Raw genomic sequence first — 13037 nt, 5'->3', positions numbered from 1 at the left:
GCACTGACCCACCCCATCGTCAGCTTCAACCACGTCGGCAAGCAGTTCGACGTGGACGGCGGCACCCTGGAAGCCATCCGCGAGTTCAACCTGCAGATCGCCGAGGGTGAGTTCGTCGCCATCGTCGGCTCCAGCGGCTGCGGCAAGTCCACCCTGCTGCGCCTGCTGATCGGCCTGGACACCGATTTTCGCGGCGAGATCCAGGTCGACGGCAAGCCCGTGACCGGCATCGGCAGCGAGCGCGGCATCGTCTTCCAGGAACACCGGCTGTTCCCCTGGCTCACCGTGGAAGAAAACATCGGCCTGGGCCTGGTCAACGAGGCCCTGAGCAACGAGCAACGTCAGCGCCGCGTGCAGGACTTCGTCAACCTGGTGGGCCTCAAGGACTTCACCCGCGCCTACCCGCACCAGCTCTCGGGCGGCATGGCCCAGCGCGTGGCCATCGCCCGCGGCCTGGTGGCCAGCCCACGGATCCTGCTGCTGGACGAGCCGTTCGGCGCCCTCGATGCCCTGACCCGCCAGCAGATGCAGGACGAGCTGCTGGCCATCCGCGAGCGCGCGCGCATCACCACGGTGCTGGTCACCCACGACGTCGAGGAAGCGATTTTCCTCGCCGACCGCGTGGTGGTGATGGAACCGCGCCCGGGCCGCATCAAGCGCGTGGTCGAGATCGACCTGCCGCACCCGCGCCAGCGCAGCAGCTTCGAATTCCACCAGCTGCGCGAAGAACTGCTGCACGAACTGACCAGCGACGACCACTACGTCGCGCCCAACCCGGTGCAGATCCGCGATCTGCCGCCGGCTTTCATCGCCTGCTGAGCAAAGGAGCCGCACGATGCCCCAACGTCCCAATTTCCTGGTGATCCTGGCCGACGACCTCGGCTTTTCCGACATCGGCGCCTTTGGCAGCGAGATCGCCACCCCGCACCTGGACAAGCTGGCGCTGGCCGGCCTGCGGCTGACCGACTTCCACACCGCCCCCACCTGCTCGCCCACCCGCTCCATGCTGCTGACCGGCACTGACCACCACATCGCCGGCATCGGCACCATGGCCGAGGCGCTGACGCCTGAGCTGATCGGCAAGCCGGGCTACGAGGGTTACCTGAACGACCGCGTGGTGGCCCTGCCGGAGCTGCTGCGCGAGGCCGGCTACCAGACCCTGATGAGCGGCAAGTGGCACCTGGGCCTGACGGCCGAGCTAGCGCCCCATGCGCGCGGCTTCGAGCGCTCGTTCTCGCTGCTGCCGGGCGCGGCCAACCACTACGGCTTCGAGCCCACCTACGACGACAGCACCCCGGGCCTGCTGCGCTCCACGCCGGCGCTGTACATCGAGGACGACACTTTCCTGGATGAGTTGCCCAAGGATTTCTATTCCTCGGACGCCTTCGGCGACAAGCTGCTGCAGTACCTGAAGGAGCGCGACCAGAGCCGGCCGTTCTTCGCCTACCTGCCCTTCTCCGCGCCGCACTGGCCGTTGCAGGCGCCGGCTGACATCGTCGCCAAGTACAAGGGCCGCTACGACGCCGGGCCCCACGCCCTGCGCCAGGAGCGCCTGGCCAGGCTGCGCGAACTGGGCCTGATCGACGAGGCCACGGAGGCGCACCCGCTGCTGGCGTTGAACGCCGAATGGGCGCAGCTCGATGACCAGCAGCGCCAGGCCTCGGCGCGGGCCATGGAGGTGTACGCCGCCATGGTCGAACGCATGGACTGGAACATTGGCCGGGTGGTGGACTACCTGCGCCAGCAGGGCCAGCTGGACAACACCTTCATCCTGTTCATGTCCGACAACGGTGCCGAGGGCGCGCTGCTGGAAGCCTTCCCCAAGTTCGGCCCCGAGCTGCTCAGCTACCTGGACGCCCACTACGACAACAGCCTGGAGAACATCGGCCGCGCCAACTCCTACGTCTGGTACGGCCCCGGCTGGGCCCAGGCGGCCACCGCGCCGTCGCGGCTGTTCAAGGCGTTCACCACCGAGGGCGGCATTCGCGTGCCGGCGCTGATCCACTACCCGCCGCTGGCGCGGCAAAAGCAGATCGGCCATGGCTTCGGCACGGTGATGGACGTGACCCCGACCATCCTCGACCTGGCCGGCGTGCGCCACCCAGGCACGCGCTGGCGCGGCAAGGAGGTGGCGCCGGTGCGCGGGCGTTCGTGGCTGGGTTACCTGTCGGGCGAAACCGCCAGCGTGCACGACGACAAGACCGTGACCGGCTGGGAGCTGTTCGGCCAGCGCGCCATCCGCCAGGGCGACTGGAAAGCGGTGTGGATCCCCGGCCCCGTGGGCCCGGCCACCTGGCAGCTCTACGACCTAAGCCGCGACCGCGGCGAGGTGCACGACCTGGCAGCCAGCCACCCGCAGAAGCTGGCGGCGTTGATCGGCGAGTGGCAGAAATACGTGGAAGAAACCGGGGTAATCCTCAGCAAATCCCCCTTCCAACCCGACTAACCCCCGTAGCAGCTGCCGCCAGGCGGCGTCCGCAGGCACTGCGAGGCGTTTGCGGACGCGGCCTGCGGCCGCTGCTACGGGTTGGCTTGCGCTACCGGGGCGGTGGCTTCATTCGCCACCGGCGTATAGCGGTTCGCCCGCGTGAACGTGCCGAAATCATTGAAGCGCACGCCCATCTCCGCCATCACCTTGTGCGCCACGCCCGCCGTCATCTGCCGAATGTAGAAGGGTTCCTTCACCACAAAGTGGTGGATGCCGTGGGTGCTGCCGAAGTTGAAGCAGAACGCGTGCAGCGGCCACAGCCACCAGGCGTTGAGCACCTGGGTCTGCTGCATCACATTGCCCAGCTCCACGTCGCCGAAGTAATGCATGTTCGAGCTGATGAAGTGCAGGCAGAAGGTGCGCAGCACGTTGGGGCCGACGATCACCACCACCGCCACGTTCACCACCTGCATGGCCGCCAGCGTGCCCGCCGACCAATCAATGGGCGCGCCCAGCAGCCAGGCCACGCCGTTGGCGGCATGGAAGCCGAGGAACACGTACCAGGTGCCCCAGTTCAGCAGCGCCAGCGGCGCATAGACCCGCAGGGTGCGCTTGAGGATGCTCCACTTGTGCGCCCAGGTCTTGGCCCGCAGCATGCGGATCAGCGACGACATCACGTTGTCGCCCACCATCAGCAGGCGGACGATGCCCCAGGGCTCGCCGTTGGTGATGGCGCGCTCTTCCATGTCGGTCTCGGTGCCCGAGACCTTGTGATGGTTGAGGTGCAGGTGGCGGCGGATCCACGGGTTGATGGTGCTTGGCCGCGCCAGCCACACCAGCGCCAGCATCAAATTGTGCGGCACCCGCTGCTTGCGGAAATACATGCTGTGGATCAGGTCATGTTCCAGCTCGTGGGTCAGCGAAGCGAAGAAGGCGTTCAGCAGCAGGCACGCCCACCAGGCCATGTAACCCTCGATGTAGAGCGCCGCGCTGCCGATCATGCCGGCCAGGGAGAAGGCCAGGATGCTGGCGCCGATGGCGTCCTGGTGCTTGAGTATCGGGTAGCGGCGGCGCAAATCGTCACCCTTGGCCATCACCACCTGGCGAATATGGGCGCTGCGTTGCTGTGCATTCAGTCTGTCGGGGCTTGCACAAGTGCGGTCCATGCTTCCATCCTCTTGTTATGGATGGAACGACTCTGACTCAGAATCAGCCAAGGAACGCTAGCCATGGACGCCAACCTGTTGACCTCAGGCGCCATTCGTCATGACTGAACCGACCACGCTTGCCAGCTGGACCCGCGCCTTGCGCAAGCAACTGGACGCACTGGGCCTCGACAGCGCCACGCTGTGCGAGAAGGCCGGCCTCGACCTGCAGCACATGGACGACCCCAAGGCCCGCTACCCGCTGTCGGCCACCACGCGCCTGTGGCAACTGGCGGTGCAGGCCAGCGGCGACCCGGCCATCGGCCTGCGCGTGTCGCGCTACGTCAGCCCCACCACCTTCCATGCCCTGGGCTATGCGCTGGTGGCCAGCGAGAACCTGCGCGAGGTGTTCGAGCGCATCGTGCGCTACCACCAGGTGGTCAGCGACGCCGTGGTGCCGCACCTGAGCCGGGAAAATGGCCGCTACGTGTTCCGCCTTGAGGTGCCCGAGGGCAGCCCGCCCCCGGCGCCCGAGGCCATGGACGCCTTCGCCGCCATCTACGTGCGCACCTGCCGCAACCGCCTGGGCCGCGACTACGCGCCGCTGGGGGTGTGGCTGACGCGCCCACCGCCGGCCGACCCGACGCCCTGGCACACGGTGTTCCGCGCCCCGGTGCACTTCAACGCACCGCACAACTGGCTGGAGTTCGCCTGCGTGGACTTCGAATGCCACCTGGACGACGCCAACCCCGAGCTGGCCGAACACAACGAAGCGGTGCTCAACCGCACCCTGGAGCTGCTGCACCCACTGACCTGGGAACGCCGGGTGCGCAACGCCATCGAGCACCACCTGCCCAACGGCGTGCCCTCGGCCGACCAGATCGCCGAGTCCATGCACCTGAGCCTGCGCAGCCTGCAGCGCCACCTGGCCGACGAAGGCTGCCGCTACGACGCGCTGCTGGACCAGTGCCGGCAGAACCTGGCGCTGGCCTACCTGCGCGACGCTGAAGTCACGCTTACCGAGATTGGTTTCCGCCTGGGCTTCGCCGACGCCAGCAGCTTCAACCGCGCGTTCAAACGCTGGACGGGGCTGTCGCCGGGGCAGTTCCGCGATCGGATGGTGTGAACCCCAGGCTGAACACCGTGGCCTGCGCGTCACTGCTGACCGTCACCCGGCCGCCATGCAGCTGCATGATCGACTGCACGATGGCCAGGCCCAGGCCGCCGGAGTCCCCCGGCTCCGCCCGTGAGGCGTCGACCCGGTAGAAGCGGTCGAACAGGCGCCCCAGGTGCTGCGGGGCGATGGGCTGACCCTGGTTGCTGACGGTCAGTTGCGCATCGACCCGCGCCAGGACCACCGTGCTGCCAGGCGTGGCGTGGCGCACGGCGTTGGCCAGCAGGTTGCCCAGGGCCCGCTGCAACAGCTGCAGGTCGGCGTCCAGGCAGCCATGCAGTTGGTTGTCCAGGCGCAGCTGGCGGTCGTCGGCCAGCGCCTCGAAGTACGCGCACAGGTCTTCGCCCAGCTCATGCAGGTCCACGGCCTGGAGGTTGAGCAGGCGCTGGCCATGGTCGGCGCGGGCCAGGAACAGCAGGTTCTCGACCATGCGGTTGAGGCGCTCGAACTCTTCCACGTTGGAGGCCAGCAGCTCCTGGTATTCATCGCTGCTGCGCGGCTGGCTGAGGGCCAGGCCGTTGCTGCCTAGCAGGTTGTGCAGGGGCGTGCGAATCTCGTGGGCCAGGTCGGCAGAGAACTGCGACAGGCGCCCGAAGCTGTCGTCCAGGCGCGCGAGCATGCCGTTGAGGGCCTGCACCGGCTCGTGCAGTTCCTTGGGGATGGTGCGCCATTGCAGGCGCCGGTCGAGGCTGCGCAGGTCGATCTGCGCCACGGTGCGGGCCATGTGCCGCAGCGGTAGCAAGGCCCGGCGCAACAGCAGCAGGCCCACGGCGAACGCCAGCAGCGCGCCGGCCCCAGCCGCCAGGTACACCCGCAGGCGGTAGCTGGCCAGCATCGCTTCGCGCTCGGCCAACTGCTTGCCCACCACCACGGTCAGCGCTTCGCCCCGTGGCCCCTGGGCCTGGCCGGCCAACAGCAGCAAGGGCGTAGCGCCCGGCGCACGCCAGTCGTGAATATCTGCAGGCTGCGGGCTGCGTTGCTCGGGGATCGGCGCTACCTGGGGCACCTGCTGCCCGCGCGGGTTGATGGCGATGACCGGGGAGCCATCGGCGCGGTTCACCAGCAACAGACTTTCCTGGTTGCCGAGCATGTTCTGGTAGAGCCGGGGGCGCTGTTGCAGAGCGTCGAGGCTGTCGCTGTCGTGCAGCAAGGCGCGCACCTGCTCCAGGCGGCCCAGCAAGGCCTGGTCGTCGCGGTAGATCAGTTCCGCTTCCAGGCTGCGGTACAGGAACACCCCGGCCACGCCCAGCACCAGGGCGCACACTGCCGCGAACGCCAGGGCCAGGCGCCAGGCCAGCGACGGGCCGCGGCCCGGCTCACTCATCGGGGCCGTCCAGCTGGTAACCGACGCCACGCACGGTGTGGATCAGCTTGGGCATGTAGGGGTCGTCGATTTTCGCCCGCAGGCGGCGCACGGCCACTTCGACCATGTTGGTGTCGCTGTCGAAGTTGAGGTTCCACACCTGCGAGGCGATCAAGGTGCGCGACAGCACCTCGCCGCGGCGGCTGGCCAGCAGCTGTAGCAGGGCGAACTCCTTGTTGGTCAGGGCAATGCGCTGGCCGGCGCGACTGACCCGGCGGCGCAGCACGTCCAGCTCCAGGTCGGCGATGCGGTAGTGCTCGACTTCGCGCGTAGGCCCGCGGCGCAGCAGGGTGCGCACCCGCGCCAGCAGTTCGACGAAGGCGAAGGGCTTCACCAGGTAGTCATCGGCGCCCAGTTCCAGGCCGCGCACCCGGTCCTCGATGGCGTCCTTGGCGGTGAGGAACAGCACCGGGGTGTCGCCGCGCTGGCGAATCAGCTTGAGCAGCTGCCAGCCATTGAGCCCGGGCAGCATGACGTCGAGGATGATCAGGTCGTAGGCCTGTTCCTCGATGAAGTGCCGCCCGTCCAGGCCATTGAGCGCCACGTCCACGCTGAACCCGGACTCACCCAGGCCCTTGGCCAGGAACCGTGCGGTCTTGGCTTCGTCTTCCACCACCAGCAAATGCATCGTACACCTCGTTTGCGCAAGCCATAGGCTAGGCCGCTTGGGCGCGCTTGCCCATTACAAAGTTGTAATCAGGCTGACGGGGTTCTGTGGGCATGCGCCCAGTAGCCTGCCGGCACCTGATTAAGGAGCTGTCCCATGCCGCTCAAACCCTTGCTGTTCAGCCTGGCCGCCCTGGCCTCCCTGCAGGCCCAGGCCGCCCTGCCGCAGCACCCCGAGCTGGACCTGGCCAACGCCCGCCGGCTGGTGGACGCCGCGCCCTGCCACGCCGCCATCGCCGTGCTGGACCGCGGTGGCAACCCGATCCTGGCCCAGCGCGCCGACGGCGTCGGCCCGCACAACGCCGATGCCGCGCGGCGCAAGGCCTACACCGCGCTGTCGACCAAGACCCCTACCCGCCTGTTCGCCGAGCACGCCCGCAACAACCCCGAGGCCGCCAACCTCAATACCCTGGGCGAGCTGTTGCTGCTGGGCGGCGGCATTCCGCTGTTCGAAGGCCGCGAGCTGGTGGGCGCCCTGGGCGTGGCCGGGGCCGGCGGCGCCGAGCAGGACGAACAATGCGCAACCACAGCCGCCAGCGCCCTGGGCCTGGCCATTCACCCCTGAAGGAACTACCGATGAAACTGATGCTGGCCCTGGGCCTGAGCACCCTGTCGAGCCTGGCCATGGCGGCCAACCCGCTGAGCGTGCACGTGTTGAACCTGGAGAACGGCGTGCCGTCGCCGGGCGTGGAAGTGACCCTGGAGCAGCACGTGGGCAAGGACTGGCAGATGCTGGCCCACGGCACCACCAACGAACAGGGGCGCATTGCCGAGCTGTTCCCGGCGGACCACACCTTCGTGCAGGGTGAATACCGGGTGGTGTTCAAGACCGGGGATTATTACAAGCGCACCGGGCATGAAACGTTCTTCCCGGAGATACCGGTGATCTTCCAGGTGAAGCAGACGGATCAGCACTACCACATTCCGCTGCTGCTGAGCCCTTATGGCTTCAGCACGTACCGCGGTTCGTAAAAAGCCCCCCTACCCTCTGTAGCAGCGGCCGCCAGGCCGCGTCACAGGCACCGCGGTGTAGCTGATGGTCCGCGTGGGCCCGACGCCGCCTTCGGCAGCTGCTACAGGGTTGCGGCGTGCTTGAGGGCGTTGAGGTTGAGGATTTCGATCTCGCCGTAGCTGAGCCGCAGCACTCCCTGCTGTTCCAGGTCCTTGAGGATTTGGTTGGTAGTCTGCCGCGACAACGACAACATCATCGCCAACTGCTCCTGCCCTAGCCGAATAACCCGCCGCGCCCCCTCCACCTCGCCGTACCCCTGGGCAATCATCAACAACCGATGCGCCAGCCTTGGCGCCGCCGCCAGCAGGCTTTGCTGCTCAAGCATGACAAACGCCAACCGCAGCTTCTGGCTCATCAACAGGGCAAAATCCCGCCACCAGGCCGGCGTTGCCGCCAGCATCGCCAGCAACGCACCCTGAGGCACCCACACCAGCACGCAATCTTCCTCGGCATAGGCGTCGTGGGTACGCGGCTGGCCGTCGAACAGGGCGATCTCGCCGAACCACTGCGGCGCTTCCACCAGCGCCAGCAGGGCCTCCTTGCCCTGGGCATTCACGGCGCCAATGCGCATCGAACCTTCCACCACCGCGTACAACCCACAAGGCGCATCGCCGCGCTGGAACAGGCAGCCGCCTGCCGGCAGGCGGCGCACTCGCGCGGCCGCCAGCACACTATCCTGAAGCGTAGGTGGCAAGTGCGCGAACCAGTGCCCGGTGAGCAGGCGCGGGCGCCAGGCGGTGACGTCGTTCATGAAGCCTCTCGTACAGGTTTGTCGGCTAGCCGACAGAGCATGGGCCAGCGAACGGGCATGATCAATCATCACCCACCCTGAGGGCACAACAATGAAAAACCTCGTGCAGCACCTGAGCCAATACGCGGCCTACCACCGCGACCCGCGCAATATCGCCAGCCATTTCATCGGTATCCCCATGATAGTCGTCGCCGTGACCGTGCTGCTGTCGCGGCCCGGCGGCTGGCTGGCCGGCCTGTGGGTGAGCCCGGCGCTGTTCGTGGCGCTGGCCTCGGCGTGGTTCTACCTGCGCCTGGACAAGCGCTTCGGCGCGCTGATGACGCTGCTGCTGGGGCTATGCCTGTGGGCCGGGCAGGCGCTGGCGGTACAGGCCACCCTGGTGTGGCTGAGTGCGGGGCTGGGGCTGTTCGTGGTGGGCTGGGCGATCCAGTTCGTCGGCCACTACTGGGAGGGGCGCAAGCCGGCGTTTGTGGATGACGTGGCGGGGTTGATCGTGGGGCCGTTGTTTGTAGTGGCGGAGGCCGGGTTCCTGCTGGGGCTGCGTACCGATCTCCAACTGCAGATCGAAACCACCGTAGCCGCTGCCGAAGGCTGCGCTGGCCCTGTGCTGCACTGAAGATCTCCAGTGTAGGTGAAGGCCAGCGCAGCCTGGCGGCAGCGGCTACGGGTTGCGCGTCTAGATGGCTGCAACCTTCTGCCAGACCTTGGGCTTGAAGAACAGCGTCTCGCCCTTGGCCAGGCCGGTCAGGCTGTCGTGGTCCTTCACCACTTCGGCCTCGATCAGGTCGGGCTGGCCTTCCACCTTCAGGGTCACCCGGGTGGTGGCGCCCAGCGGGCGGATGTCGCGCACTTCGGCAGCGTGGTGGCCCTCCACCTCGGAGCGTGACAGCGACACCTCGTGCGGGCGGAACAACACGTGGTTGTCCTCGCCCAGGTGCAGGCGGTTGGAATCCCCGAGGAAGTGGTAGACGAAGTCGCTGGCCGGGTTTTCGTACACCTGGCCCGGCGAGCCGATCTGCTCGATCACGCCCTTGTTCATCACCACGATGCGGTCGGCCACTTCCATGGCTTCTTCCTGGTCGTGGGTGACGAACACCGAAGTCAGGTTGATGTCCTCGTGCAGGCGCGCCAGCCAGCGGCGCAGCTCCTTGCGCACCTTGGCGTCGAGGGCGCCGAACGGCTCGTCCAGCAGCAGCACCTTGGGCTCCACCGCCAGGGCGCGGGCCAGGGCGATACGCTGGCGCTGGCCGCCGGACAGCTGCTCGGGGTAGCGGTCGGCCAGCCAGTCCAGCTGCACCATGTTCAGCAACTCGTGGACCTTCTCGGCGATGCGCGTCTCGTTGGGGCGCTCGCCCTTGGGCTTCATGCGCAGGCCGAAGGCGACGTTGTCGAACACGGTCATGTGGCGGAACAGCGCGTAGTGCTGGAACACGAAACCGACGTTGCGGTTGCGCACGTCGGTGCCCGACACGTCTTCGCCATGGAAGACGATGCTGCCGTCGTCCGGCGTTTCCAGGCCGGCGATGATCCGCAGCAAGGTGGTCTTGCCGCAGCCCGACGGGCCCAGCAGGGCCACCAGCTCGCCACTCTGGATGTCCAGATTGATGGAGTTCAGGGCCTGGAAGGCGTTGAAGCGCTTGCTGACATTACGAACTTCGATCGACATGAATTATTCCTCCGCTGCGCTGTGGCGCAGGCGGTTAATACGGTTCTCGCTCCACTGCTTGAGCAGCAGGATGAAGAGCGCCATGACCAGCAGAAGGCTCGCGACCGCAAAGGCGGCGACGTGGTTGTATTCGTTGTAGAGGATCTCGACGTGCAGCGGCAAGGTGTTGGTGACGCCGCGGATGTGCCCGGACACCACCGACACCGCGCCGAACTCGCCCATGGCCCGCGCGGTGCACAGCACCACGCCGTAGATCAGGCCCCACTTGATGTTCGGCACGGTGACATGCCAGAACATCTGCCAGCCGTTGGCGCCCAGCAGGCGCGCGGCCTCTTCTTCCTGGGTGCCCTGCTCCTGCATCAGCGGGATCAGCTCACGGGCCACGAACGGCACGGTGACGAAGATGGTCGCCAACACGATGCCCGGCAGGGCGAAGACGATCTGGATGTCATGGTCGGCCAGCCACGGGCCGAACAGGCCCTGGGCGCCGAACATCAGCACGTAGACCAGGCCGGCGATCACCGGCGACACCGAGAACGGCAGGTCGATCAGCGTCACCAGGATGGCCTTGCCACGGAACGAGTATTTGCTCACGCACCAGGCGGCGCTGACGCCGAACACCACGTTGAGCGGTACCGAGATGACCACGGCGATCACCGTCAGCTTCAGCGCCGACAGCGCATCGGGCTCAAGGATGGCGGTGAAGAACTCGCCCACGCCCTTGCTCAGGCCCTGGGACACGACGATGAACAACGGCAACAGCAGGAATACCGCGAACACCAGCCAGCCCAGGCCGATCAACACCGTGCGCGACAGTGCGCTGCCACGGCGGGCGGCGTTGGCGCTGGTAGCAGCAATGGAAGATGCAGACATGTTCAGCGCCTCCTTCAAGGGGTTTCGATGCGCCGCTGCAGCAGGTTGATCAGCAGCAACAGGATGAAGGAAACCACCAGCATCATCACGCCGATGGCGGTGGCGCCGGTGTAGTCGTACTGGTCCAGCTTGACCATGATCAGCAGCGGCAGGATCTCGGTCTTCATGGGCATGTTGCCGGCGATGAAGATCACCGAACCGTACTCGCCCACGCCGCGAGCGAACGCCAGGGCGAAGCCGGTGAGCCAGGCCGGCAGCAGCGCCGGCGCCAGGATGTAGCGGAACACCTGCAGCGGCTTGGCGCCCAGGCAGGCGGCGGCTTCCTCGACTTCACGGGGAATGTCGGCCAGCACCGGCTGCACCGTGCGCACCACGAACGGCAGGGTCACGAAGGTCAGCGCCAGGGTGATGCCCAGCGGGGTGTAGGCGATCTTGAAGCCCAGGCTCTCGGCGAACTGGCCGACCAGGCCGTTGGGGGTGTACAGCGCCGTCAGGGCGATGCCGGCCACGGCGGTGGGCAGCGCGAACGGCAGGTCGATCATGGCATCGATGATCTTGCGCCCGGGGAAGCTGTAGCGCACCAGCACCCAGGCCAGCAGCGTGCCGATGATGCCGTTGACGATGGCCGCGCACAGGGCGGTGCCGAAGCTCAGCTTGAGTGCCGCCAGCGTGCGCGGCGAGCTGACGATGGCCCAGAACTGGTCGAAGGTGAGCTGGGCGGCATGGACGAACATCACCGCCAGGGGAATCAGCACAATCAGGCTGAGGTACACCAAGGTGTAGCCCAGCGTCAGCCCGAAGCCGGGTATGACGGGGGAGATACGACGCGACATAAGTGTCCTTGGTCAGAATGCTGGTAATGCAGTTTGGCCCCATCGCGACCAAGGTCGGCTCCTACGCCGATTTGGGTAGGAGCCGACCTTGGTCGCGATGGGGCCAGTGAATTACTGCGCCTGGTAAATCTGGTCGAACACGCCGCCGTCGTTGAAGAACTTGGGCTGTGCGGTTTTCCAGCCGCCGAAGTCCTTGTCGATGGTGGCCAGGCTCTTCACTTCCTGGAACTGCTTGGAATACTGGGCCGCCACGTCCTTGTCACGCGGGCGGTAGAAGTTCTTCGCCGCAATCTCCTGGCCTTGCTTGCTGTACAGGTGCTCCAGGTACGCCTTGGCGATGGCTTCGTTGCCTTTCTTCTCGGCGTTTTTCTCGACCACGGCCACCGGCGGCTCGGCGAGGATCGACACGGACGGCACGACGATGTCGAACTTGTCCTTGCCGCCGTCTTCCTTCAGCGCCAGGTAGGCTTCGTTTTCCCAGGCCAGCAGCACGTCGCCCTGGCCGTTGTTGACGAAGGTGATGGTCGAGCCGCGGGCGCCGGTGTCCAGCACGGGCACGTGCTTGAACAGGGTCTGCACGTATTGCTTGGCCTTGGCTTCGTCACCACCGTTGGCCTTCAGGCCGTAGGCCCAGGCAGCCAGGAAGTTCCAGCGCGCACCGCCAGAGGTTTTCGGGTTCGGGGTAATCACCGAGACGCCGTCCTTGATCAGGTCGTTCCAGTCATGGATGCCCTTGGGGTTGCCCTTGCGCACCAGGAACACGATGGTCGAGGTGTACGGGGTACTGGCGTCCGGCAGCTTGGTCTGCCAGTTTTCCGGGAGGGTCTTGCCCAGCTTGGCGATCTCGTCGATGTCGCCGGCCAGGGCCAGGGTCACCACGTCGGCGCGCAGGCCGTCGATCACGGCGCGGCCTTGCTTGCCGGAGCCGCCATGGGACTGCTTGATGTCGACCCTGTCGTCGGGGTGGGCTTGCTTCCAGAAGTTCACGAACTCGGCGTTGTAATCCTGGTACAGCTCGCGCGTCGGGTCGTAGGAAACGTTGAGCAGCTCGTAGTCCTTGGCGACCGCAGAGCCTGCGAACAGCGCACTGGCGAGCGCCGCCAGCGCGTAATGACGGATAGACATG

The 13037-nt window shown here is 66.7% G+C and carries 14 protein-coding genes; 6 read left to right on the top strand and 8 right to left on the bottom strand.

Annotated features, from left to right (window positions below; translation table 11 throughout):
• Positions 1-3 precede the first annotated feature (3 nt).
• Complete coding sequence (locus tag AC0Z2B_RS09615) at positions 4-819, top strand: ABC transporter ATP-binding protein (protein WP_416427498.1); 816 nt, start codon at positions 4-6, stop codon at positions 817-819.
• Between the two features lie 16 nt (positions 820-835).
• Positions 836-2446 carry an arylsulfatase gene (locus AC0Z2B_RS09610; protein WP_476296326.1) on the top strand — a complete coding sequence of 537 codons (1611 nt, stop codon included), beginning with the start codon at positions 836-838 and terminating at the stop codon, positions 2444-2446.
• A gap of 74 nt (positions 2447-2520) precedes the next feature.
• On the opposite strand, the gene AC0Z2B_RS09605 is transcribed toward AC0Z2B_RS09610, so the two are convergent.
• A complete protein-coding gene (locus tag AC0Z2B_RS09605; protein ID WP_476296324.1) occupies positions 2521-3594 on the bottom strand; it encodes a fatty acid desaturase in 1074 nt (357 codons plus the stop codon).
• 100 nt (positions 3595-3694) lie between these two features.
• Between AC0Z2B_RS09605 and AC0Z2B_RS09600 the strand changes: the two genes are divergently transcribed.
• Positions 3695-4699: an AraC family transcriptional regulator gene (locus AC0Z2B_RS09600; protein WP_416421552.1), complete on the top strand. Its 1005-nt coding sequence runs from the start codon at positions 3695-3697 to the stop codon at positions 4697-4699.
• On the opposite strand, the gene AC0Z2B_RS09595 is transcribed toward AC0Z2B_RS09600, so the two are convergent.
• Positions 4647-6071, bottom strand: coding sequence for a heavy metal sensor histidine kinase (locus AC0Z2B_RS09595; protein ID WP_476296322.1), 1425 nt, complete (start codon positions 6069-6071; stop codon positions 4647-4649). The genes AC0Z2B_RS09600 and AC0Z2B_RS09595 overlap by 53 nt on opposite strands.
• Complete coding sequence (locus tag AC0Z2B_RS09590; protein WP_476296320.1) at positions 6064-6738, bottom strand: heavy metal response regulator transcription factor; 675 nt, start codon at positions 6736-6738, stop codon at positions 6064-6066. The genes AC0Z2B_RS09595 and AC0Z2B_RS09590 overlap by 8 nt, the downstream gene beginning before the upstream one ends.
• A 135-nt stretch (positions 6739-6873) precedes the next feature.
• Here AC0Z2B_RS09590 and AC0Z2B_RS09585 point away from each other — a divergent pair, with 135 nt between their 5' ends.
• Together AC0Z2B_RS09585 and uraH are read left to right on the top strand one after the other, a co-directional pair.
• Positions 6874-7341 carry a GlcG/HbpS family heme-binding protein gene (locus AC0Z2B_RS09585; protein ID WP_476296318.1) on the top strand — a complete coding sequence of 156 codons (468 nt, stop codon included), beginning with the start codon at positions 6874-6876 and terminating at the stop codon, positions 7339-7341.
• A gap of 11 nt (positions 7342-7352) precedes the next feature.
• Entirely contained in the window at positions 7353-7748 is a 396-nt protein-coding gene (uraH, locus tag AC0Z2B_RS09580; protein WP_473004900.1) for a hydroxyisourate hydrolase, read from the top strand.
• 101 nt (positions 7749-7849) lie between these two features.
• Here uraH and AC0Z2B_RS09575 read toward each other — a convergent pair whose 3' ends face one another.
• Complete coding sequence (locus tag AC0Z2B_RS09575; protein WP_476296316.1) at positions 7850-8539, bottom strand: Crp/Fnr family transcriptional regulator; 690 nt, start codon at positions 8537-8539, stop codon at positions 7850-7852.
• Between the two features lie 91 nt (positions 8540-8630).
• Between AC0Z2B_RS09575 and AC0Z2B_RS09570 the strand changes: the two genes are divergently transcribed.
• Positions 8631-9155: an Mpo1 family 2-hydroxy fatty acid dioxygenase gene (locus AC0Z2B_RS09570; protein WP_476296314.1), complete on the top strand. Its 525-nt coding sequence runs from the start codon at positions 8631-8633 to the stop codon at positions 9153-9155.
• Positions 9156-9215: 60 nt separating this feature from the next.
• On the opposite strand, the gene AC0Z2B_RS09565 is transcribed toward AC0Z2B_RS09570, so the two are convergent.
• From AC0Z2B_RS09565 to AC0Z2B_RS09550, 4 genes are all read right to left on the bottom strand, one after another.
• Positions 9216-10205: a sulfate/molybdate ABC transporter ATP-binding protein gene (locus tag AC0Z2B_RS09565; RefSeq protein ID WP_416421558.1), complete on the bottom strand. Its 990-nt coding sequence runs from the start codon at positions 10203-10205 to the stop codon at positions 9216-9218.
• Between the two features lie 3 nt (positions 10206-10208).
• Positions 10209-11078 carry a sulfate ABC transporter permease subunit CysW gene (gene cysW, locus AC0Z2B_RS09560; RefSeq protein WP_416421559.1) on the bottom strand — a complete coding sequence of 290 codons (870 nt, stop codon included), beginning with the start codon at positions 11076-11078 and terminating at the stop codon, positions 10209-10211.
• Positions 11079-11092: 14 nt separating this feature from the next.
• On the bottom strand, positions 11093-11911 hold the full coding sequence (gene cysT / locus AC0Z2B_RS09555) for a sulfate ABC transporter permease subunit CysT (protein WP_416421560.1): 819 nt from the start codon (positions 11909-11911) through the stop codon (positions 11093-11095).
• A 111-nt stretch (positions 11912-12022) separates the two neighbouring features.
• Complete coding sequence (locus AC0Z2B_RS09550) at positions 12023-13036, bottom strand: sulfate ABC transporter substrate-binding protein (RefSeq protein WP_476296312.1); 1014 nt, start codon at positions 13034-13036, stop codon at positions 12023-12025.
• Position 13037 lies beyond the last annotated feature (1 nt).

The organism is Pseudomonas sp. GYB4201 (assembly GCF_056312595.1).
Note: the sequence above shows the minus strand (reverse complement) of the source record. Positions and strands in the feature narration are given on the sequence as shown.